Here is a 22792-nt window from a genome sequence, read left to right on the forward strand (position 1 = left end):
GTATTGGCGGTCAGATCACCGGTTGCCAATGCGTTTGCCTCTGCGAATCACCAGCCGGTTTGGCGTAACCCTGCATGCCTTTTCCCAAGAGGTTTACGCTTGTCTCCAACTTGGTTGCGCTAATTCCGGCGAAAAAGTGCTTGACGTTTCCCGGCTCTCGTCAGTTAATGGCTTTTATTGCCAAAATGTTGTAATTAATGTGACCCAAGGATGACAGACATGAAAAGAACGCTTTTACTGACAGGGCTTTTGGCCCTTTGCGGGCTGGCCTTCGGGCTGAGCCTGAACCTGGATGTTGACCCTGCCGCGTGGACCGGATCCACCCGTGGTGTTGAGACCGCGCCCATGCTGGAACCCGGCGTGCCGGCGCTGAACTATCTGCCGGTGCGGGTGCTGCTGCCCTTCGGCGAAAAAGTGCTGAACGTTAGTGTGAGCCTGGCCGAACCACAGCTGCAAAGCGAAAAGGCCGAGCCCGGTTTCGTTCACGCGCAGCAGAAGACCTCGCAACCCCAGCCCGACACCACCCAGCCGGACCCCGCGATCTGGAACGCAGATAAAGCCTGGCCCAGCGAGGATTTCAGCTATCTGGGCACCCAATCCATGCGCGGCTATCAGATCGCCGTGATCAACATCTACCCTTACAAATACAATCCCGTGAAGAAACAGGTCCTGGCCAGTTCCCAGGTCCAGATCGAGATCGAGACCACCTTTGACGCAGCCAAGGCACGCTCCGCGGCCAACTTTTTCGCCCCCGCCCGGGGCAGCGCCGATCTGCAGGAGTTTGTCCTGAATCCCGAGGCCGCGGGCAGCTATCAAAGTTCCTACAGCTACCGCGACCACGCTCCCCAGAGCCGGTTGATCGACCTCAGCGTGCCCAAAAAGATGATCATCATCACCAGCGCCGCCAGCGCCGCGAACTTCGCCAACTACATCCAGTGGCGCGACGCCCAGAGCGTGAGCACCGGCCTGTTCAGCACCGCGGACATCTACGCCGCCTATCCCGGAGAGGACAACGCGGAGAAGCTGCGCAACTTCATCAGCGATGCCTACCAAACCTGGTCCACCACCGCCACGCCTTTGGAATACGTGATCCTGGGCGGTGACGATGAGATCGTGCCCGAACGCGGCTGCTACGGCCAGGTTGGCAACACGGTGGACGCCAGAATGCCCACCGACATCTATTTCAGCAATCTGGATGGAACCTGGAACGCCGACGGAGACAACATCTGGGGCGAAACTACAGACAACGTCGACATGCTGCCGGAAGTGCACATCGGACGTTTTCCGGCCGAAACGGCGGAGGAATTTGCCAACATCATCCGCAAGACCCAATACTACGTTAACTACAACACTTTCAGCAACAACATCGCCGTGATGTTCGGCGAAAACCTGAACAACAACCCCCTCACCTGGGGCGGTGATTACAAGGACGACGTGGCCAACCATATCCCGGAAAGTTATTTCCTGCGCACCATGTACCAGCGCGATGGCACCTACAGCGATCAGGGCGTCTGGCATGCCATCAACCAGGGCGCTCACGTGATGAACCACATGGGCCACGCCAACGAGACCTTTTTACTGGGGCAGGGCAACAACACCATTGAACAGCTGGAGAACACGGAATATGGATTCCTCTACACCCAGGGTTGCTATCCCGCCGCTTTTGACCAGCGCACCAGCGGCGACGGCGAATCCATCGCCGAGCATATGTCCACCACAGACGGCGGGGTTTTCGCCTTCATCGGCAACACGCGCTACGGCTGGTACGCCCCGGGCAGCATCAACGGCGCTTCGCAGTTCTATGACCGCGAGTATTTCATCGGCCTCTATGAAACCCTGAACACCCGCTTCGGCCAGGCGCTCAGCTATTCCCGTCTGCAGAACCTGAACGCCGCGCTCAGCAACGACGTGATGCGCTGGTGCTATTACGAGGTGGTGCTGTTCGGCGATCCCTCCATCGAGCTCAAATATCCCGATCCCTCCCTGCCGCTGCTTACTTTGGAGGACTACAGCATCTCCGACATCGAAGGCGACGGCGACGGCAGCATCAACCCCGGCGAGATCCTGCGCATCCACCCCGTGATCCGCAACCATCAGGACTGGGCGACAGCCTACAACGTGAGCGTGACCCTGCAAAACGCTCCGGCAGGAGTGGAGTTGCTGAACGGCACCCAGACCATCCCGCAGATCCTGCCCGGACAGACCAGCCCAGACCATTTTTTCATCCGCGTACAGCTTGACCCCGACATCAGCTACGGCATCTACCAGATGCAGCTGGCGCTGGATTCGGTGCATCCGGCCACCAATCTCAGCACCGGCCAGCGCAAATTTGACATCAGCTTCGAGATCACCATGGTGGACAACCGCTACCCCTGGGATTGCCAGATCCAAACCAAATCCGCGCCCATGGTGCACGATTTCAACCGCGACGGCAGCCCCGACATCATGTATCTGGACGTGCAGGGCCGGGCCTATTACATCAACAACTTGGGCGACGATTTCGGCGGCTGGTTCACCCCGCCGCAACAGGAGATCATGCGCAGCGCCGCCATGGGCGACATCACCGGCGACGGCGCTTCCGAAATCGTTTACACCAGCCGCGCAGGACGCGTTCTGGCCTCCACTTTGGCCGGCGTTCCGGTCTTTGATTACGACGCCGGCAGCCAGCTGCTGTTCAGCCCGGTGATCGCCACCCTCGACGCTTCCGGCACGGACAAGGTGCTGGCGCACGCCCTCAACGGCGATCTGCATGCCATCAACCCCGACGGCAGCCCAGTGGCGGGATTTCCCGTGAACCTCGGTTCCGCCTACTTCACAGAGATAGCGGCGGCAGACCTCGATGGCGACTGCGTGATGGAGATCATCGCCGGCACCACCGATGGCAACCTGCACGTTCTGGACGGCACGGGCTCTCCCAAACCAGGATTTCCCGTGGCCACCAACGGCTCCATCACTGGCGCGCCGACCGTTCTGGACAACGGCAGGATCGCGCTGGGAACAAACACCCGGCTGCTTCTGGTTGCGCCCACCGGAGAGATCCTGGTGAGCAAGGGGATCCCGGCCGCGATGGCTTCCAGCCCTGTGTTGGCGGACCTCAACGGTGACGAGGAACTGGAGATCGTTTTTGTGACCATCAGCGGGATCCTCTGCGCGGTGGACCAGAACGGCGACTACCTGAGCGGATTTCCCCTGAACGTTGGCGCTGTCTGCAACACCCCGCCCCTGATCGCGAACCTGGATGACGATCCCGCCCCGGAGATCCTCGTCTCCAGCAACATCAACTCCGTCTATGCCTACAACCCCGACGGATCCAGCCTGGACGGCTTCCCCTTCATCACTTCCTTCAACGGCACCACCCCCGGCACCATCTGCGATCTGGACAACGACGGCATGCTAAAGCTGGTGAGCGGTTACTCCACCGGAGTGCTGGTGATGAATCTACGCCGCGCCGCCGGAGGCTGCCTGCCCTGGGCCACCTACCGCGGTTCCCTCAAACGCCAGGGCAGCCACGCCGCGGCCTGCTATCTGCCGAATTCCGACCCCGCGGTGCCTGCTTTAACGAACAAGCTGGCGCAAAACTATCCCAATCCCTTCAATCCCAGCACCACCATCAGTTTCCAGATCGCGCAGGAAAGCGAAGCCCGCCTGGCCGTGTTCAACCTCAAGGGCCAGCTGGTGCGCGAACTCAGCTCCGGCCAGCTTGCCAAAGGCGATCACAGCGTGCTTTGGGACGGACGCGACGCCAGCGGCAACGCCGTGGCCAGCGGTTTGTATTTCTATCGCCTGCAAACCCGCGCAGCCTCACTCACCCGGCGCATGCTGCTGCTAAAATGAAAAAGACTTGATGCCAAAACAACGATAAACAGAATACGAATAAAAAATAAATAAACACAAGGAGACCCAAAATGCCCAAAGTACTGATCGCCACGGAAAAACCCTTCGCCGCCGAAGCCGTGCAAAAGATCAAGGCCGAGTTGGACGCCGCCGGTTATCCCCACGTTTGGCTGGAAAACTACACCGATCCCCAAGACCTCCACACTGCCGCGACTGCTGCCGAAGCCCTCATCATTCGCAGCGACAAGGTGGACGAAGCCGTTTTCGCGGCCGCCCCTCAGCTCAAGATCGTGGTGCGCGCCGGCGCCGGATACGACAATATCGACCTCGCCGCCGCCACCGCCCACAACGTTGTGGCCATGAACACCCCCGGCCAGAATTCCAACGCCGTGGCCGAACTGGCCCTGGCCATGATGATCTTTATGGCGCGGGGCAAATTTAACGGCAAAAGCGGAAGTGAACTGGCCGGTAAAAAGCTGGTGCTCTACGGTTTCGGCTTCGTCGCCCGCTACCTGGCCAAGATGGCCAAAGGCGTCGGCATGGAAGTTTTCGCCTACGATCCCTACCTCAGCTCCGAGATCATGACCAAGGAAGGCGTGACCGCCCTGCACAAGGTGGAGGACATCTTCAGCACCGGCGACTTCATCTCCCTGCACATTCCCGCCACCGCCGAGACCAAGAAATCCATCAACTGGGACCTGCTTTCCCTGATGAAGGACCACTGCATCCTGGTGAACACCGCGCGCAAAGAAGTGATCGACGAGGATGCCCTGCTGAAGGCCTTTGAAGAGAAAAAGAAATTCCGCTACGTGAGCGACGTCGAGCCCGAATGCTCCGCCCAGCTGGCCGAACTTTATGCCGACCGCAGTTACTGGACCCCCAAGAAAATGGGCGCCCAGACCGGAGAGGCCAACGTCAACGCCGGCGTGGCCGCCGCCAAACAGATCATCGCCTTCTTTGAAAAAGGTGACAAGACCTACAAGGTGAATTAATTACGCCCCCGTACCCCGGTTCGTGGCGCAAACAATAACCCCCGGTTTTTGGCCGGGGGTTTTTGCTGGGGATCAGCTGCTTCCGGGTGAATCCAGCCCGTCTGGAATTGACCATTTGTACACACCAACCGGCAAATAGTACGGACTATTTGTCGGTTATTACCGTAAAAAAGTCTTGACGGCGGGAGCCGGATTGCTTTGATGGTTTTGAGGTCAAGATGAACTACATTGAACGTGAACTCGAACGACAGATTGTATCCAGGTTGGACAGCGGGAAAGCCCTGTTTATCCTGGGCGCCAGACAGGTCGGGAAAACAACACTACTGAAGAGGCTTATGGAACTTGTGGGAATCCCCAAATCGCTCTATTATGATTTGGAGATCCCCGCGAATCTGGAATTGTTTTCCGGAACTCATGAGAGAGTTGTGAACCGGTTGAGATTCGACCGCGGAGCACAAAGCGGTAAAACCTACGTGTTCATTGACGAGATCCAGTATCTGAGTGATTTTTCCAGGACGGTCAAGATCCTGGTGGATCACTACGGAGATGAGTTCAAGCTGGTGATGACCGGCTCTTCCTCTCTGCTCATCAAACACCAGTTCTCAGAATCCCTGGCCGGCCGCAAAGAGGTTATGGTATTGCGTTCACTAAGTTTTGCCGAATTCTGCCGTTTCAAGGGCGAAGAGAGGATCGCGGGCCAACTGGTCTCGGATTTAAACGAGGGAAACCATCCTTTGTTAACCCTGACTGCCAGGATGGAGGGGTTGCTGGAAGAATACGCCATTTTCGGAGGTTTTCCCGAAATTGTGCTCCTGAATGGACAGAAGGCCAAGATAGAGCTTCTCAATGACATAGTGACCTCCTATATTCTCAAAGACATAAAGCATATCTTGCGCGTCGAAAAACTGCAGGAACTGAATCGTCTGATCAAGACCCTGGCCCTCAACATCGGCAAAGAGATCAACATCAGCGAACTGAGCAGAAACATTGGCCTGCACCGGGAAACTGTTCAGAAATATCTGGTTACTCTGGAGGAGTCATTCATCGTTAGCACCATCCGGCCGTTTTATTCCAGCCTGGATAAAGAACTGCGCAAAATGCCCAAGGTCTATCTGCAGGACACCGGTATCAGAAATCTGCTAACGAATGATTTCAGTCCTCTAGACGAGCGCCGTGACAGGGGCGAATTGGTGGAGAACGTGTTTTTCCAAAGTCTGCTGCGCAAACAGGAACCCACCACCCGCATCGGTTACTGGAAGACCAAACAGGGTTCCGAAGTGGATTTCGTGTTCACCGAGGGTGACAAGATCTTTGCCTATGAGGTCAAGTACGGATCAGACAGGTCAAATCATTTCTCCACTTTTCTCAAAGCCTACCCCCGGGCAAGATGTATCACTGTGCGGTATAAATATAAATATAAACAGGGCGAGCTGCCTTTGTGGCATCAGATTTAGCCAAACAATAACCCCCGGTTTTTGGCCGGGGGTTTTTAATGCGGATGACAGCGCCGTTTAGGCTTCGGCGCTGATGGGGACCACGGAGACAAACTTGCGGTTGCTGGCTCCGCGGGTCTCAAACTTCACATGGCCTTCGATGAGGCTGAACAGGGTGAAATCCCTGCCCATGCCAACGTTGGCGCCGGGATGGAACTTGGTGCCTTTCTGGCGCACGATGATGTTTCCGGCCACCACGTATTCGCTGCCGTACTTCTTCACGCCGCGGTATTTGGGATTGCTGTCCCGTCCGTTGCGGCTGCTTCCGACTCCTTTCTTATGTGCCATTTCTCATCTCCTCAGATCCGGATCCCGGTGACTTTAATTTCGGTGTATTTCTCACGGTAACCTTTTTTAACCCGGTAACCTTTCCTGCGCTTGGCATGGTAGATCACCTTCTTTTTGCCTTTACCGTGGTCGATAACTTCGGCAAGTACTGCTGCGCCTTCTACTACGGGCTGGCCGACCATGATCTCGTCCTCATTGCGGACAAGCAACACCCGGTCAAATTCCAGGCTTTGGCCCGGCTCCGCCGTATTCAGCAGGGGAACGCGCAGGATGGCGTTGGCTTCAGCCCTGAACTGAAATCCTTTGATATCAACGATGGCGTACATCTTGACTCCTTGTTTTTGTATGGAAGGTCATAGTTTTTCGCGGCCTGATATCCGTCAAGGGGAAATTTGCCCTCCGCTTATTCCCCAATCTTTCAGCTCACCCGTGCCTCCCGCCTGATCCCCGCATTTAGTGCGGCCATCAGGCGGGAGGCGCCGCGCGGGCGGAAGTGCGGGGAAAAGGCAGGCAGCGCTGTTCATGCCCCAAAGTGCTGTTATCATCAGGTCCACAGCCTCAGCCCCGGCAGCGGCGCCGGCTTTTGCTTGAAGATTGGAACGTTTTATGCAATTCTTGCACATTAGCAGAAATTCTTACAAGCAACACAGGGAGAAAGAATGCGTAAAGCGATGTTTCTGTTGGTATTGGCCTTGGGGATCGGAGCCCTGACGGCGCAGTTGGGCCCCCTGCAGATGGTGGGGGAGGGTCATTTTGCCGGCGAGGCCGGAGTGTATTCCGAGCCAGGGCTGCTGGCCCTGGCCTATTTCGCCAACCCCAGCACTGATCCCTCCGCTACTGGCTGGATCGTGTATAAAACCAGCACCGACGGCGGCGGCATCTGGACCTCGGTAAACGTTGCCCAGGCCACGAACTGCCTCACCCGGCCCACTTTGTATTACTCCCAGGCTGAGATCATCATCACCTACACCAGCGGCACGGACCGGCTGCTGGCCAGGTCCGTGGATGGCGGCGTGACCTGGCAGACCGCGGCGGACGACCCCAACTTCAACACCGGGCGCACTTTTGAGAGCAGTCCCATCACGGAACGGAGGGACGGCCAACTGAAGACCATCGATCTGCTGCTGCCCTATCCCGAGCACGCGCAGGCCACTTTCCAGCATCCGGACGATCCGGAGGAGATGCAGGTGCCGCAATTGTTCACTGGCATCGAGTCTTCCCCCAACAGCACCAATGTCTATTATTACGGCCTGGATAACATCGATGGCATCGTCCGCGTCAATTCCGACCTCTGGATCAAGCAGGCCGGAGGCGGCGACAACAACGGCTGGCCCACTTTCCACGCCCCGGTGATCATCGGCGGCGAGGTTCATCCGTATAACGGAGCCTACGATGAAAGCCAGGTCTTTCAGGGCGGACTGATCGAACACGCGCCGCCGCTGGAAATAGCATACGCCGGAAACGTTAACGGCAGTTTGGTCGGCCCGTCCTATTATGATCCCAACAACATCATGTACGTGGAAGTGGACGGCAGCAGTTACACCGCCTGGCTGGGACAGGTGCAGGACCCCCATATTGAGTCTTCAGATGTGTATTCCACCTATCCTCCGGCAGACCCCAACAACTTTCTCTACACTAACACTTATGCTGTCTGCGACACCCTTTGGACCTTCTATAACAGCGGTTCCTGCCTCAACAGCACTAAATTTGTGAACGCCAAGCTCTGGATCAAGGGCACCTTCGGCTCCCACCAAACCTGGGCGGCGGCGGACACCATCTTCATCCTGGACGACATCCTGCTGGCCAACACCCCGGCGGGGACAAGCCCGGCGGCCAATCTGACCGATTCCGTGAACCTGATCTCGGAAAAAAGCATCGTGCTCAAATACGGTTACCGCAACCCGGTGGATTCCCTGCGTTACCATGGGCTCTGCGCGCCGGACCAGGAACCCCACCAGATCTATGCCAACCTATTCGCGATGGGCAGAAGCACAGACGGCAACCCGCGCCGCGACGGGGTTTTCACCTTCGAATACCAGCATCCGCATCCTTCCGTGCCGGCGGTGTGGATCAACAACACCCTGTATGACAACATAGACCTGCATCGCTACCGCTATCCCCAAACCGACGACTATCCCTGGGCTTGCACCATTCCGGGCTTGCCAAACCCCAAGATCGACCTGCCCTGGTACAATCCCCTCTGGCCGGAACGCATGCCCTATCTGGAACGGGGCACCATTCAGCTCTGGGGCGGGGTGTATCAGCAGCGCCGCGGCTTCCTGCACCGTTCCTATTATGACACCGAATGGCCCAGCAACAATATCTGGGATATCGACCAGGACTTCTGCGGAGGCTCGAGTAACCCCAATGTGGTTCAACACCAGGACCCCGTTTTTGGACTTCCACTTCTCAATGTCAACTATCCCGGCGCCAGCGGAACCGGCGTGGGTTACAAAAAGCAGTATCACCACGATCCCCGCCGCAAGCTGAGCGACGCGCCCCTGGCCGGCGACAGCGACCTGCACAGCATGTGGAAACTGGGACTGGCCCTGGGCACCATCAACGCTCCGGCCGGCGAACGCTATTTCCTGAAGCCCCAGCTGCGGGCCACCCGAGCCAAGGGCTTCAACAGGCTGGGTGACCAAGCCCTCTACAGCGTGAACGACCTGCTGCTCTTCGCCGTGGGCGACAGCGTGTCCGACTGGTCCGCCTCCACCCAGGGGCAGGGCCTGATCCGCAGCCTGGACCTGGATTCCGACGGCTCCGCGTTTTTGTTGCAGGACTCAACGGGACCGGGCACGCGCCAGCTTAAGGTCAGGGTCCTGGAGGCGGGCAGCGGCGATTTGGACTATGAGCTTGTCTATCAGGCGGATACGGGCCTCAACGCCACCACCGTAATGTCCGCCGGACGCAGGATCTTTGCCCTGCACGAAGCCGGCAGCCTCAAGCTTTACCAGATCTACGCCGGGGCCGCGGTCTTGCTGGCCTCCTGGCCTCTGAACCTCAGCGACCCCGGCCAGTATGACCTGGCCAAATCCACGCTGGTCCTCGCACCGGCCAACGCTGAGATGTTGGATATCTATTTATGGCTGCGCGCCGCCGGAACCGACCCGAACCAGTCCGGCAAGGTATTCCACGCCAGAACCATCCTGACGGTTCCCAACAGCGATCCCGGCCTGCCGCCGGTGATCCAGCCCCGCCTGACAGCCTGGCCCAATCCTGCCTTCGGCAGCGTCAACATCAAGCTGGAATCCGCTTCCGGCAGCCAGCCCAGCTTGGAGGTTTACAACCTTCGCGGCCAGAAGGTCCGCGTGCTGCAAGCGGAAAAAGCGGCCTCCGGCAGCGGCTTCGAGTGCGTTTGGGATGGCCTGGACGACAGCGGCCAGCCTGCCGCCCGGGGGATCTATTTCCTGCGGGCTGCACTGCCTGGCCAAAATGTCCCCGTGAAGAGGATTTGCCTTTTCTGATCAATGACTTAAGCTTTCTTAAGGAGGCGAAATTGAGAAAGATGGTGCTCGCGACGGCCCTGCTGCTGGTTATCAGCGCTTTGGCCGCCAACGTTGTGATTCCCCGGGCGGTGGAGCGGGTCTGGTTCGACGATTCGGACAATTTCTGGGTGCGCTTCGGCCCCGAAGCCGACGCTTGGGAGATAGGCAGCCTCAGCTTCATAAACTCTTCCGGCACTTACACTTTCCCCTCCGGCTACACCCTGCCGCCGGAACTTCCGTTCGAGCTGAACTTCAGCCAGGTCATTCCCGGCTTCAGCATCAACCGTGCGGAAGACTTTTTCAGAGCGGATACGGACCCTTCCGGCTATGATTTTCTTGACGAAATCGTTAGCTGGGGACCCCAGACCGACACTAGCGTGGACATCCATCCGCTCACGGCGGGCCAGTCCGTGGTGCAGTATAGTGTTGCTTACCAGATCTACATGGGGGAATGGGAATCGGCGCACGTCTGGGCCAAAGACAACGGCACGGATTATGTGAATCCCTATTTTCCCGCCACGCTCTGCACCCTGAGCGTCCAGGTGTACCAGATTGCCGGCGGACCGGCACCCTGGGTGCCCATCCACCTGAACTACGGCACTGAGCCTGACACGGTCTGGCCGGACGCGCAAACCAACTCCCTCGGCTGGTGGCAGAAGCAGTTTTTCTACGCCCAGCGCACCCGTGTCATCATCACTGACCCCATCGACGGACACTGGGTGTACAACCAAATACACTTTCCCGAGCCCGGCGAACATATCCACATAGATGCCACTGTCTGGTACAGTGGTGTTTCGCCCGAGGACCAGGTAACGGGAACTTTGCAGCTCAGCCCCTCCATTTTGGGAACGGCCTCCGGCCACACCCTGCACCTGGAATACAGATCGGATAAGCCACTGTTCGATACCGCGCGGCTGGGCCTCTACGATCTGCGGGGCAGATGGCTGGCCGGCAAGGATATGCCCAGAGAGGGATACACGGACTGGGATCTGCCGGAGCTCGCCAACGGCGTTTACTTCATCCGGCTCAGCGGTGCCGGGGCCAATTTGGTGGGGGGCCGAATCACCGTGATAAAGTGAGGTTTAGCATGAAAAAATCCATAATGACCTGCGCGATTCTGCTGTTGGCGCTGAGCGCCTCAGCCAATCCCGTCACCCCCAGAAGCCTGGCCCGGCTTTGGTTTGATTCCGGCGACCTCTATCTCCAGTTCGCCCAAGATTACATGGGCCCAGGCTATCTGGACCGCATTCCGGAACTTACCTTTGTCAATTCAGCCGGGACCTGGCAATTCCCCGACACTTTCGTTCCACCCACCTCCCTGCCCTGCACGGTGAACATCTCCGAGGCCATTCCCGGTTTCAGCTTTGATCCGCAAAACGATCAGCTGATTCTGCAGGACAGCCTTTCGTGGGCTCCACACTGGCAGGAATCGATCAGCTGGGGGCCGGGCGACACTGTGGCCCTGCATCCCCTGCTGGCCGGCCAATCCGCAGTGCAGGTGATGGTGGGTACCTACGAAGGCGAGGTTGCCGGCTGGGCCAAGGACATAGGCACCGAGGGCGGGTTTAACCCTGTTCACGGCTACACCCTCAGCGTCCACACGCAAAACCAGTACGGAGTGCCGGTGTCTGGAGTTCCTGTCTATGTAAGCTTTATCAACTATATTTCCACCTATTACACTCCATTTTCCACCGATGCCGATGGAAACTGGCAATCCAACTTTTACTCCGTGCCCACCTGGGTGCGGGTCCTGGACCCGCTCACCCAGGACCCGGTGCTGGATACCAGGTTCTACCCCGAACCGGAGGAAACCGTTGCGCTCTCCGCCGTGATCACCAGCGTGGACGCCAACGATCCGGTCCAGCCCTCAGCCAGCCAGGTTCTGCGGATCAGCCCCTCCGTGCTCAACTCCGCCACGGGCAACACCGTTTCCCTCAAATACGGCCAGGATGATACCTTCGCCGGAGCTGCCGAACTCCGCCTCTTCGATCTGCGCGGCCGCGTTTTGGCCACATCTGGGATGCCGGCCGGCGGTGAGACTCAGTGGCGTTTGCCGGATCTGCCCAGCGGGATCTATTTCATCGCTCTGGAGCAGGGCTCGCGCCAGTTGGGACGGGGCCGCATCACCGTCATTAGATGAGCCCCAAAGCCTTTCTGTTGCTGCTTTTGCTGCTGCCGGGGCTGCTGCTGGCCCAGCCGCAGTTCGCCTTTGAGGGCGAGGTGTTGGATCTCTCTTTGGAGAGGATCTCCGCGGAACATGACACCCTGCTCTGGACGGTGTCCGGCCGGTTTTTCCTCTCCAACCTCCATCATGAAGCCCTCAGCCGCCTGATCTGGTTTCCCGTGCCCGCCTCCGACAGCGTCGGGGTCGCTGAGGACGTCTTGGTATCGCTCATCGAACCGGCCGACAGCATGGAGGTGGAGCTGCTCTACCAAAACCCGCGCGGCTTCGGTTTCCGGCTGGATCTGCCCGCGCGCAGTTTCGCTGAGCTGAAGATCGGCTACCGGCAAAGGATCAGCGGTTCCGAAGCGCGCTACGTGCTGCTCACCGCCAACGCCTGGGGCCGTCCGCTGCCCTCTTCGGAGATTTATCTGGCACTTGGACAGGGACTTAAGCTCACCGATCTGCCCTACCCGGAGCCGGTCGTTGACCTTGGGGCTTTAGCTTCAAACTACCGCTGGACCTTTCTGAACTTCGTGCCGGACAAGGACTTTGTGCTCCGCTTCCAGCGCCAGCGCTGATTCCCTGGCAAATCCAGCTTTGCCTTCTCCCATCCACATCCCAACCACTTCCCGCTCACTTCCCAAGGCTTCATTGGGAACTTAGGGGGAGGCGGACAAGGGGTGAACAGGCCGAACCTCAGGGCGGAACACCCTCCATCCCCTCTGTTCGCGCGGGCTGAGCGGATTTATCACACGCTCTTTACGCTGGCTATATACCTAGTGGGTAACAAAACGGAGGGGAGGCAAGGTTTTTGGCGCAAGCTCAATTTAAGAGGGTAAAGCCCGGAGGGCGGACTTGACTGGCAAGTCCCTTCTGGGGCAACACATTGCTGACCTCCGGTTTCCCACCTCGTGCCTCTAAAAGAAACAAGTTTCTGCGGAACTTCGCAAACGGGGACGTTTGCGACTCCAACTCAAGGCTGAACTCAGGAAATTAACTACTTGACCAGCGCCATTTTGCGGCTGCTGCTGGTTCCTCCCGCGCTGAGGCGATAGAGATAGACTCCGCTGGCCACCGGGGCGCCGTTCGCGTCCGTGCCTTCCCAATCCAGGCTGTGCGTTCCGGTTCCCAGTTCCTTGTCCAGCAGGGTGGTCACCAATCTGCCTCTGAGGTCATAAACATCCAGCCGGGCCGGGCCGGCTTTGAGCAGCTCGAAACTGATGCTGGTGCTGGGATTGAAGGGATTGGGCCAATTCTGGGCCAGAATGGCCGGAGCGGGGGTCTGGCCGGGATCGTCCGCGTCCCAGCCATAGCCGATCTGCAGTTCCATGAACATCACCCGGCCACCGTCTGGGTTGGGATGGTAGGGCGGATTCAAAGCATTGGCGCCCCAGGTGAAATCATCGTAGAACATCAAGCCCAGTTTTCCCACTTTACCCCCGTTGCTGTAGCCCGTGAACAGCATCTGGTCAGAGGGATAGACCCACATCGGCTTGATTCCTGCCAGTTCGGGGATTTCCACGTTGTTGAGCACGATCGGGTCGTGCCACCAGCTGCCGCCATAATCCGAATAGGCGATATAGACGTCCGTGGCGTGTTGCCAAACTTCATAACCCGGAGCTTGGTACACGCACCAGTCAACGGCGCGTTTGGAATCCTGCCAGACCACGGCCATCTGGCCCTGGGGGTTGGCGCGGGTGACCTTGATGTTGTTGTAGTGGAACATCATGGCGCCGTCGTGCGCGGTCTGGTCCCAGTGGGGGAAGGGCCAATCCTTGAACATGAGAGGGTAGTATTCTCCGGAATCCGGATCGTAGACGAATTCGTCCACCACGCCGAAAGGATGTTCCATATCCCAGGGAGTGAAACAGGCGTTGTAAGTATCTGCATAGTTCTGTTGGGGCCAGATGTCAACGATCTCGAGATAGCCCCCAACCGGGCGGTAAACAGCTTCCTTCACGTATTGGAGAAACGGGTAGAATCCACCATCAGAATTGGCCAGGCCCCAAAGCCCCACGATGTGCAGCCTGCCGACTCTGTCCAGGGCGGCGTTCAGATGGCCGGAGTTCATCAGTTTCCAGTGCAGTTCGTCATCCGCGTAGGGAAGGCCCTGGTCGTCGGTGAAATAGTCGCCGGGATTCCAGCTGGGCATTTCACTGCTGAAGCTGTGGCGCGTCCAGTCGCCCTGCCCGAAGTTGCCGCCGACGAAGATGTCGATATCATTCTCAACCGAGTCGCTGTCGTGATAGCCGGCCAGGATGACGTTGCCGGCGGGGTCCGCCTCCAGGGTCAGGTGGGTCCTGCGCGGCTCGGGGTCCTGCGCCCAGGCGTTGAGCTCCGGAACGCTGTTGTACTGCCAGCTGAGGGGGGTCCCGAGTTCGATGTCATCGCCGTTAAAATCCGCCATGGCCAGATAGACATTGCAGCTCTGCCGGCCCAGCAGATAGAGCCTGCGCTTGTTCGCCACCGGGGAGGGCCCGATGGCCAAGCTGGGCGAGAGGAAAACGTTGTCCGTGGTCACCGTCCCGTCCGGAGCGGTGATGGTGATGGGATTGTCGATCACGATCTGGTGATAGTTGAACAATCCGGCAATGCCGGCTATGAAGGCATCGGAGGTCAGCACAATCTCGGCTTCCGGGTCCGCGTCCTTATTCTGGGTCCAGGCGTAAAAAGGCTTGCCTGAAACGGGATCCACCGCGATCGCGGGCCAGCCTTGCACACCGGCGCTATAAGGACCGATCTGGTTGGTGTTGATCATATTTCCCGCTGGGTCCAGATAGCCATAATAGGTCCTGCGGTCGCTGGCGGGCGCGGTTCTGCCCTGCCAGGTGAGGAAATAGCCGCCGCCGGCGCTGGAGGGGATGAGGTTCAGGGGCAGGTTGTTGTAGCTGCCGATCATGTAGTCGTAATAGCTGTTCATGAGCGCGGTGGGCATTTTGCTAAAGTTCCAGGCAGGAGTGGTCTTCTGCTCCGGGGCGGCTTTTTCTGGCGCCGGCATCGGCTTGGCCGCGCGCGAAAGTGCTTCGGGAAGGGCCTCCGGCACGTCTGGTCCGGCCGCATCGGCCCCCAGGCTAACAACCGCCAGCCCCAGGCAGGCCAGCGCCAAAACAAAGCTCTTGCTCATCTTTCCAGCTCCTTTACTCTTTTACCCCCCCCCATGCAAAGTTTTGTAGTTTCATATCTTTGTCAAGCGTTTATTTACATCTCATCTGGATCGAGAAGGTAACCCGGCTTGAAAGGGAGTTTTATATCTTCACACCCAGCTTCAGGAAGAAGTTGATGCCCGGCCCCGGATAGCCGAATTCTGTCTCATAGTAGGTGTCGAGGATGTTTTCCAGGCCCAGCCGCACCGAGAAGCGCCTGAATTCCCGGGACAAGGCCAGATCGTGCAGCCAATAGGGATCCAGGGTGTGGTAAACTTCTGAGGCGTCCTGGCTGAAGCGGCTGCCGGCGTAGGTGCTGGATTGGCGCAGCTGCAGCTCCCAGGGGAGTGACCACTGCTGATGCAGGGAAGCCTGGTCGCGTGGAGTTTCCGTAAGCCGGTAAGGCTCTTCCGCCCGCCAGAAGAGGATGGCGCAGCCCAGTTCGCTTTGCCACCAGGGCAGGGGATTGAAAAGCAACTGGTATTCCGCGCCCCAGGAACTGAGCTGATGGACGTTCTGGTATTGTTCCCCCACCCGGTCGATGAGGTCGCGCACAGCGTTGTAAAAAACGCCCAGCCGATTGTTCAGCAACACCTTTCCCAAGCGCAGATCCTGCCTGTGTTCCAGCTCGAATTTATGCGCGTGTTGGGGACGCAAATCCGGATTGCCGTTTTCTGCGGAGAAGAGCTGGCGCATGGTGGGAAAAGAGCTGTTCCGGCCCCAGGCCAGGGAGCTCACGCTCTGCGCGGACCAGTTGAAGGACAGGCTCGCGGATGGCTCGGCCTGGAGGCTGAGCGCGTGGTTCTGGTCGCTGTGATGGCTGGAAAGGCCCAGCCCGGCTGATAATCCGAGCAGGCCATGGGGACGGAATTTCCACATTGCGAAGGCGTTGTAGATGTTCAGCCAGTGCGGGGTCCAGTCAGGATAATTGCCGTTGTCCTTTCTGGTGCTGTGCATGGATTCGGCCCTCAGCCCCAGGTCCAGTGTCTGGCCCCCCAGGTCCCACTGCAGGCGGGGATTGAACCCAAGCGTAAAGTAGCGCATCTCGCTGTCCGTTGTCAGCTGTTGCTGGGCCAGGTCGTTGAACTGCTGATACCTGTCCTGCCCACCGTCATAATACAGGTGGGATGAGAGTTTGAAAAACTCGTTCAGCACCTCTTCATATTCCAGGGTGGCCCAGTGATGCATCCAATCCAGGTAGCGCCGCACATCCAGGGCGTAGATCGAAGAGGGGATCAGCTTTTCGGGCACATAGCTCAGGCCCGCGGAAAAGCCGGTTTGGCGAAAATCGGTGGGACTGAAGCCCAGCCGGGCCTGAACGTCATACTGGGTTTTGCCGCTGTGGTTGCGCACGAAACCGTTCTCGAAAGGGGTGGGAATGAAATCCCGCGGCAGCACGATTCCCGCGTTGTGTTCCCGCGCCAGGCTGAGGCGATAGCTGAAATCCTGGAAACCGCGGGCGGAGGAAAGGGTGAAGCGGTTGTTGTTGTTGCGTTTGGCCAGCGCTTCCAGCGTCAGCCAGCTGGAGTTGTCGGGGTCCCTGGTTACGATGTTCACCACCCCGCCCAGGGTGCCGGGCCCGAATACAGCCGAGCCTGGCCCTTTCACGATCTGGATCTCGCCAATGTCCTCCACGGCCATCTGGTGCAGGTCCACGTTGCCGAAATAACCACCGTTCAGAGGCCTTCCATCCACCATCACGCGCACTTCGTTTTTGCGGAAGCCCCGCAGCCGCAGATTGCTTTCGTCGCGCGAGCCACTGGTGTTGGTGAGCCCGGTTTGCCCCTGCAGTGCTTCATGGAGGTTCAGCGGGGCCGAGGAACGTTGGGCGGGGTCCAGCAGCTGCACCGCCCCGATCGCGTCTCCGGGTTTTCCGGCCACAACCCTCACCGTGCCAAGGTAATAGACCCTCTGGCCGAGGGTATCGGCGGGGGCTGTTGCCGGCTTGATCTCCGCCCGGGCCGAACAGGCCAGGCAGAGCAGCGACAGCCCCAGTAAAAACCGGCGCAAGGTTCTAACGGGTGGGCATCACCGTGCTGGTGTAGCCGCTCAGGTCCGTGGGAATGTTGAAGACCAGGTCCGCCCCGGCCTGCGGGGTCAGTTCGAAGGTGTGGTTTTGGGCGGTGGCGCTGCCGTAAACTTCCATCCGGGCGAGTTTTTTGAATTTTTTCACGCTGCCGGGCAGGTCGTCGTTGAAAGTGGGAAAAGTGGTGACCTCGGATCCCAGGAAGTAATAGCCGTCCGCGATCAGTTCCGGAGGATAGGTTTTGCTGTAGCCGTCGGCGGCGAACAGCGCCAGCGAATCGTAGGCCGCGATGCCCTGCAGCAGGTCGCTCAGCTTGATGGCGGTTTCCTGCCCGCCGTCCCAGTTTGCCACCTGATGGGTGGGCAGGGCCCCCAGTTCAGCCGTTTTGCTGCCGCTCACGCCGGTGCTGATGTCCACCTTCCGGTAAAGCCTGAACAGGCCCGCGTCGCGCACCTTGAAGGCTCCGGGCAGGCTGGCGCTGGGGAACCAGGTGCGGTGATCGTCGCTGGGAACGAAATATCCGCCGGCAAAGGTTTCCCAGGGCAGGTCATACCCGGCGTTGTCGCTGTCGCGGGGACTGTAACCATCCACTCCGCTCACGATCTCGTAGGCGAACAGAGTCCGGAATTCTTCATCCGGCTCGGCTTCCGGGTCAACCGCGACCCGCACGCTGTCTGCGGGGATGAACTGGTCCAGGCTGTAGCCCAGCACATCCTCGCCGGTGGGCGGATCGTCCTCGCTGCAGGCCGCGAGGCCAAAAAGCAGCGCCAATAACAATGTCAAGTAGGTCAGCTTCTTCATTTTTCCTCCTTAAAGCTGCTCAAGAGGGGAGACGCTTTTCCGCTCTCCCGCCTTTCCAAAAGGGAGGCAGGGCCGTTTCCAGCCATACCCTGTCGGTGTTTGCTCTTGCCTGAACAGGTTTAGACACAAACACTCGGCGTGGTTTCCAAGAACTCGCCGGCCCCTTTTTCGTCAAGCTGATTTCGGAGTTTCCCCTGCCGGCCCCCAATATCAATACGGTATCAATACGGAATCAATACGGATTTCATCCGTAATGATTCCGTATTGATACCGTATTGATATTGGGGGCGAAAGGGGGTCAGGCCTGCTTTTTAGCCAGAAAGTGGGAAGCGGTGAAGAGGATGGCGCAAAGAAGGGGGATGCCGAAGAAAACGGTCAAAGCCATCCAGTCCCGTTCATACAGCCCGAAGAAGAGGGCCATGGCCACGCCCAGGGCCAGGGCGTACCAGCGTTCAAATTCCACCTGGTCCTGTTTCAGCGCCATCACGCGGGCCAGGGCCTCATAGCAGTAGGCCAGGTCCCAATCCGTGGGCTGGATCTCGTCTTGGAGGCGCAGAATATTGTTGGCGTGGTAAAGCGCGGCTTCCGGATGTTCCAGCAGGGTATAGACGTGGCAGATCATCCATTCCCCGCGCAGGATGTTGATGGGCTGGCCGATCTGGCGCCAGTGCCAAAGCGAGGCGTGGGCCTGGTTGATGAGGGTGTTTTCCTCCTCCGGGCTGCGGTCCTGCTTCATCAGGAGGTCCCAGCTCTGGTTGAAGAGGTCTGCGGCAAGCTGTTGATGAATGTCTTTCATGCTGAGCTCCTTGGTGTCGGCGTTTTGGGCTACGAGGCCCCCGATCAGAAGCAGGGCCATGCCCAGGACGATCGCTATATGTTTGCTCATGGTTTGTACTCCCGGGAACCAAGCTGAGCTTCAGCCTCAAAAAGGGCAATGAAAAAAAACCGGCGGAAGTGGTTTCCGCCGGCCATGTCCTTATCTGGTGAGGTGTTTATCCCTCGGTGAGTTTTTTGTACTGGAGGTATCTTTCCTTGAAGAAATCCCCGACCTCGGTCTGGAATCTATCGGAGCGCTCGGGGAAGATATCGTGCAGCGCGGCGTAGCGGCGTTCGCCCTTGAGAAATTCCTGCACCGGCAGGGTGGGTTCCTTGCTGTCGAGGGTGAGGGGATGCTTGCCGCTGGCCACGTTGAGCGGATTGTAGCGGTAGAGCAGCCAGTAACCGGTGTCCACGGCCAGTTTCTGGCGTTTCTGGCTCATCGACATGTCGATGCCGTGATTGATGCAGGGGGCATAGGCAATGATGATCGAAGGGCCGGGATAGGCTTCGGCCTCGAGGATGGCGTTCAGGGCCTGGGCTTTGTTCGCGCCCATGGCGATGGCGGCCACATAGACGTAGCCGTAGCTCATCATCATCATGCCGAGGTCTTTTTTGTTGGTGTTCTTGCCGGCCTCGGCGAAGCGGGCAATAGAGCCCAGGGGCGTGGATTTTGAGGCCTGGCCGCCGGTGTTGGAATAGACCTCGGTGTCCAGAACGAAGATGTTCACGTTCTGGTTCGAGGCCATCACATGATCGAGCCCGCCGTAGCCGATGTCGTAGGCCCAGCCGTCACCACCGATCGCCCACACGGAGCGTTCCACAAGGTAGTCCTGCAGTTCGGAGACCTGTTTCAGCATGGGTTTGCAGCCTTCGCAAGCCTTGTCCAGCGCGGCCGGCAGCAGGGCTTTGATCTTGTCCGCGTTGCCCTTGGCAGCGGCGTCCACGTCCGCCCAGTGTTCCAGGGCGTAGCCGAAAGCCTCTTTCAGGGCGGGATCGATGGCTTTTTCACGCAGCTGTTCCAGATAGTGGCGCAGCAGCTTGCGGTGGGAATTCACGGCCAGGCGCATGCCAAAGCCGTATTCGGCGTTGTCCTCAAAGAGGCTGTTCGCCCAAGCGGGGCCTTTTCCATCCTTGTTTTTGGCATAGGGGATGGTGGGGAAGGTGCCGCCCCAGATGGAGGAGCAGCCGGTGGCGTTGGCAATGATCATGCGGTCGCCGAAAAGCTGGGTGAGCAGCTTGATGTAGGGGGTTTCGCCGCAGCCCGCGCAGGCGCCGGAGAATTCCAGCAGGGGTTGTTTGAACTGCGAGCCCTTGACGTTGGTTTCCTTGAAGGTGGCCAGCACGTCGGAGGGCAGGGCGTCGAAATATTCATAGTTGGCCTGTTCGCCGGCGGCGCGTTCGTCCTCGATGGGGCGCATTTCCAAAGCGGCTTTGGGGCATTCGTTCACGCAGACGCGGCAGCTCTGGCAGTCGTCGATATAGATCTGAACCTTGTACTGGTAGCCTTCGGCGCCGGTGGCCTTGAGGGTTTTGAAGCTGGCCGGAGCGCCGGCGAGATCTTCATCCTTGGCCAGTTTGGCGCGGATGGCGGCGTGGGGGCACACGAAGGAACACTGGTTGCACTGGATGCAGTTTTCAGCTATCCAATGCGGCACGGCGGGGGCGACGCGGCGTTTTTCCAGTTTGGCGGTGCCGCTGGGCACATAGCCATCGATGGGCATCTGGGAAACCTTGATCTGGTCGCCCTCTTCGCGCATGATGGGTTCGATCACGCCAGTGGTGAAGGCGTCCGAGCCGTCCGGGACCAGTTTTTTCTGCGGAGTGCACTGGTCCGGAATGGTGGCGGGGATCTCCACTTCCTTGAGGGCTTCGTTCACGTGGTCGATGGCGTTGAGGTTCATCTGCACCACTTCCTCGCCCTTGCGGCCGTAGGTCTTTTTCACGGATTCCTTGATCAGCTGGATGGCCTCGCCGCGCTCCAGGATGCCGGAGATGAGGAAAAAGGCCGTCTGCATCACGGTGTTCACGCGTCCGCCAAGTCCCACCGCTTCGGCGATCTTGAGGCCGTCGATGTTGTAGAACTTGATCTTGCGGTCGATGATGGTCTGCTGCATTTCACAGGTGAGGTGGTTGAAGGCTTCGTCGCGGTCCCAATTTGAATTGAGGAGGAAAACGCCGTTTTCCTTGATGCCGCCCAGGAGGTCGAACCGGCCGATGAAAGCCTGGTTGTGGCAGGCCACAAAGTCTTCCTTGGTTACGAAGTACTGGCTCTGGATGGGCTGTTTGCCGAAGCGGAGATGGCTGCGGGTGATGCCGCCGCTCTTTTTGGAATCATACTGGAAATAGCCCTGCACATAGAGGTCGGTGTGGTCGCCGATGATCTTGATGCTGTTCTTGTTGGCGCCCACGGTGCCGTCGGAGCCAAGGCCCCAGAACTTGCAGTTGATGGTTCCCTCGGGGCTGGGGTCGATGTATTCGTCCAGCGGCAGGCTGAGCTTCGTCACGTCGTCCTCGATGCCCACCGTGAAGCCGTGGAAGCCTTTGGCCATCAGATGTTTATAGACGGCCAGAACCATCGTGGGGGTGAAATCCTTGCTGGAAAGGCCGTAGCGGCCGCCGATGATGAAGAGGCCGGGGCGGTCCTTGAGGGCGGAAACCACGTCCAGATAGAGCGGTTCACCGATCGAGCCGGGTTCCTTGGTGCGGTCGAGCACGGCCACGTTCTTCACGCTGGCCGGCAGAACGCTGAGAAAATGCTCCACGCTGAAGGGACGGTACACGCGGACCTTGACCAGGCCCAGCTTCATGCCGCGCTTCGCGTTCAGATGGTTGATGGTCTCTTCGATAGCTTCGCAGCCGCTGCCCATGGCCACGATCACGTGTTCAGCCTCGGGATGGCCGACGTAGTCGAAAAGTTTGTAGGCGCGGCCGATCTTCGCGGCCACTTCTTCCATGGTGGCGGCGATGGTGGCGGGGGCATCCATATACTGCTGGTTGGTGGTTTCCCGGCCTTGGAAATAAACGTCCGGGGCCTGCTGGCCGACCTTCACCCGGGGATTCTCAGGGTTCAGCGCGCGCAGGCGGAAAGCTTCCACCAGAGCGGGATCGTTGAGCTCGGCCATGGTCTCGTAATCGATCACATCGACCTTTTGCAGTTCGTGAGAGGTGCGGAAGCCGTCGAAGAAGACCAGGAAGGGGATGGAGGTCTTCATCGTGGCCAACTGCGCCACCACACCGAGGTCCATCACTTCCTGCACGCTGTTGGCGGCGATCAGCGCCCAGCCTGTGTTGCGGGCACTCATCACGTCCGAATGGTCACCAAAAATGGAGAGGGACTGCGCGGCGAGGGAACGCGCGGTGACGTAGAATACTGTGGGCAGCATTTCGCCGGCTATTTTGTGCATGTTCGGCAGCATCAGCATCAGGCCCTGGGAGGCGGTGAACGTGGTGGTGACGGCACCGGCGGAAAGCGCTCCGTGCACCGCTCCGGCGGCACCGGCTTCGGATTGAAGTTCGACCACGTCGACCGTGGTGCCGTTGATGTTTTTGCGGCCGTCCGCGGCCCAGGCGTCGGCAAGCTCACCCATCGTGGAAGACGGGGTGATCGGGTAGATGGCAGCCACTTCGGCGAACGCGTAGGCCACGTGCGCCGCGGCGGTGTTGCCGTCCATGGTGGCTTTGATATTCTTGGCCATGGATAATACTCCTTATCTATCTGTTTTTATATTTAATTAGCTGTGTATG

The 22792-nt window shown here is 58.9% G+C and carries 14 protein-coding genes and 1 riboswitch; of the genes, 7 read left to right on the plus strand and 7 right to left on the minus strand.

Annotated elements, in window-relative coordinates; all coding sequences use genetic code 11:
- The first annotated feature begins 219 nt into the window (after nucleotides 1-219).
- From LHW45_01925 to LHW45_01935, 3 genes are all read left to right on the plus strand, one after another.
- Nucleotides 220-3834, plus strand: coding sequence for a C25 family cysteine peptidase (locus LHW45_01925; GenBank protein MCB5284336.1), 3615 nt, complete (start codon nucleotides 220-222; stop codon nucleotides 3832-3834).
- Nucleotides 3835-3905: 71 nt separating this feature from the next.
- Entirely contained in the window at nucleotides 3906-4826 is a 921-nt protein-coding gene (locus LHW45_01930) for a 3-phosphoglycerate dehydrogenase (protein MCB5284337.1), read from the plus strand.
- Between the two features lie 218 nt (nucleotides 4827-5044).
- Nucleotides 5045-6280 carry an ATP-binding protein gene (locus LHW45_01935; GenBank protein MCB5284338.1) on the plus strand — a complete coding sequence of 412 codons (1236 nt, stop codon included), beginning with the start codon at nucleotides 5045-5047 and terminating at the stop codon, nucleotides 6278-6280.
- 57 nt (nucleotides 6281-6337) lie between these two features.
- On the opposite strand, the gene rpmA is transcribed toward LHW45_01935, so the two are convergent.
- On the minus strand, nucleotides 6338-6607 hold the full coding sequence (gene rpmA / locus LHW45_01940; GenBank protein MCB5284339.1) for a 50S ribosomal protein L27: 270 nt from the start codon (nucleotides 6605-6607) through the stop codon (nucleotides 6338-6340).
- Nucleotides 6608-6618: 11 nt separating this feature from the next.
- A complete protein-coding gene (gene rplU / locus LHW45_01945; GenBank protein ID MCB5284340.1) occupies nucleotides 6619-6933 on the minus strand; it encodes a 50S ribosomal protein L21 in 315 nt (104 codons plus the stop codon).
- Between the two features lie 333 nt (nucleotides 6934-7266).
- Between rplU and LHW45_01950 the strand changes: the two genes are divergently transcribed.
- Genes LHW45_01950 through LHW45_01965 form a run of 4 tightly spaced genes read left to right on the plus strand, consistent with a single transcriptional unit; the run spans nucleotide 7267 to nucleotide 12837 of the window.
- A complete protein-coding gene (locus LHW45_01950) occupies nucleotides 7267-10074 on the plus strand; it encodes a hypothetical protein (GenBank protein ID MCB5284341.1) in 2808 nt (935 codons plus the stop codon).
- A gap of 32 nt (nucleotides 10075-10106) precedes the next feature.
- Nucleotides 10107-11174 carry a hypothetical protein gene (locus LHW45_01955; protein MCB5284342.1) on the plus strand — a complete coding sequence of 356 codons (1068 nt, stop codon included), beginning with the start codon at nucleotides 10107-10109 and terminating at the stop codon, nucleotides 11172-11174.
- Nucleotides 11175-11182: 8 nt separating this feature from the next.
- Nucleotides 11183-12235, plus strand: coding sequence for a hypothetical protein (locus LHW45_01960; protein MCB5284343.1), 1053 nt, complete (start codon nucleotides 11183-11185; stop codon nucleotides 12233-12235).
- Nucleotides 12232-12837 carry a hypothetical protein gene (locus tag LHW45_01965; GenBank protein ID MCB5284344.1) on the plus strand — a complete coding sequence of 202 codons (606 nt, stop codon included), beginning with the start codon at nucleotides 12232-12234 and terminating at the stop codon, nucleotides 12835-12837. Before LHW45_01960 ends, LHW45_01965 begins: the two co-directional genes overlap by 4 nt.
- Before the next feature lie 419 nt (nucleotides 12838-13256).
- On the opposite strand, the gene LHW45_01970 is transcribed toward LHW45_01965, so the two are convergent.
- The 5 genes from LHW45_01970 to nifJ all read right to left on the minus strand — a co-directional run bounded on the left by LHW45_01970 (nucleotide 13257) and on the right by nifJ (nucleotide 22743).
- Nucleotides 13257-15383 carry a T9SS type A sorting domain-containing protein gene (locus LHW45_01970; protein MCB5284345.1) on the minus strand — a complete coding sequence of 709 codons (2127 nt, stop codon included), beginning with the start codon at nucleotides 15381-15383 and terminating at the stop codon, nucleotides 13257-13259.
- 121 nt (nucleotides 15384-15504) lie between these two features.
- A complete protein-coding gene (locus LHW45_01975; GenBank protein MCB5284346.1) occupies nucleotides 15505-17412 on the minus strand; it encodes a TonB-dependent receptor in 1908 nt (635 codons plus the stop codon).
- Between the two features lie 4 nt (nucleotides 17413-17416).
- Complete coding sequence (locus LHW45_01980) at nucleotides 17417-18229, minus strand: hypothetical protein (GenBank protein ID MCB5284347.1); 813 nt, start codon at nucleotides 18227-18229, stop codon at nucleotides 17417-17419.
- A gap of 32 nt (nucleotides 18230-18261) precedes the next feature.
- Nucleotides 18262-18380: riboswitch (molybdenum cofactor riboswitch) on the minus strand.
- Between the two features lie 147 nt (nucleotides 18381-18527).
- On the minus strand, nucleotides 18528-19115 hold the full coding sequence (locus LHW45_01985; protein MCB5284348.1) for a hypothetical protein: 588 nt from the start codon (nucleotides 19113-19115) through the stop codon (nucleotides 18528-18530).
- A 106-nt stretch (nucleotides 19116-19221) separates the two neighbouring features.
- On the minus strand, nucleotides 19222-22743 hold the full coding sequence (gene nifJ / locus LHW45_01990; GenBank protein ID MCB5284349.1) for a pyruvate:ferredoxin (flavodoxin) oxidoreductase: 3522 nt from the start codon (nucleotides 22741-22743) through the stop codon (nucleotides 19222-19224).
- Nucleotides 22744-22792 lie beyond the last annotated feature (49 nt).

This window comes from Candidatus Cloacimonadota bacterium (assembly GCA_020532085.1).
Classification (GTDB): domain Bacteria; phylum Cloacimonadota; class Cloacimonadia; order Cloacimonadales; family Cloacimonadaceae; genus Syntrophosphaera.

What these genes read in the sequence shown, in the direction of transcription:
- LHW45_01925 (MCB5284336.1), top strand. Translation starts at nt 220, where the DNA reads ATGAAAAGAACGCTTTTACTGACAGGGCTTTTGGCCCTTTGCGGGCTG.
- LHW45_01930 (MCB5284337.1), top strand. Translation starts at nt 3,906, where the DNA reads ATGCCCAAAGTACTGATCGCCACGGAAAAACCCTTCGCCGCCGAAGCC.
- LHW45_01935 (MCB5284338.1), top strand. Translation starts at nt 5,045, where the DNA reads ATGAACTACATTGAACGTGAACTCGAACGACAGATTGTATCCAGGTTG.
- rpmA (MCB5284339.1), bottom strand. Translation starts at nt 6,607, where the DNA reads ATGGCACATAAGAAAGGAGTCGGAAGCAGCCGCAACGGACGGGACAGC.
- rplU (MCB5284340.1), bottom strand. Translation starts at nt 6,933, where the DNA reads ATGTACGCCATCGTTGATATCAAAGGATTTCAGTTCAGGGCTGAAGCC.
- LHW45_01950 (MCB5284341.1), top strand. Translation starts at nt 7,267, where the DNA reads ATGCGTAAAGCGATGTTTCTGTTGGTATTGGCCTTGGGGATCGGAGCC.
- LHW45_01960 (MCB5284343.1), top strand. Translation starts at nt 11,183, where the DNA reads ATGAAAAAATCCATAATGACCTGCGCGATTCTGCTGTTGGCGCTGAGC.
- LHW45_01965 (MCB5284344.1), top strand. Translation starts at nt 12,232, where the DNA reads ATGAGCCCCAAAGCCTTTCTGTTGCTGCTTTTGCTGCTGCCGGGGCTG.
- LHW45_01970 (MCB5284345.1), bottom strand. Translation starts at nt 15,383, where the DNA reads ATGAGCAAGAGCTTTGTTTTGGCGCTGGCCTGCCTGGGGCTGGCGGTT.
- LHW45_01980 (MCB5284347.1), bottom strand. Translation starts at nt 18,229, where the DNA reads ATGAAGAAGCTGACCTACTTGACATTGTTATTGGCGCTGCTTTTTGGC.
- LHW45_01985 (MCB5284348.1), bottom strand. Translation starts at nt 19,115, where the DNA reads ATGAGCAAACATATAGCGATCGTCCTGGGCATGGCCCTGCTTCTGATC.
- nifJ (MCB5284349.1), bottom strand. Translation starts at nt 22,743, where the DNA reads ATGGCCAAGAATATCAAAGCCACCATGGACGGCAACACCGCCGCGGCG.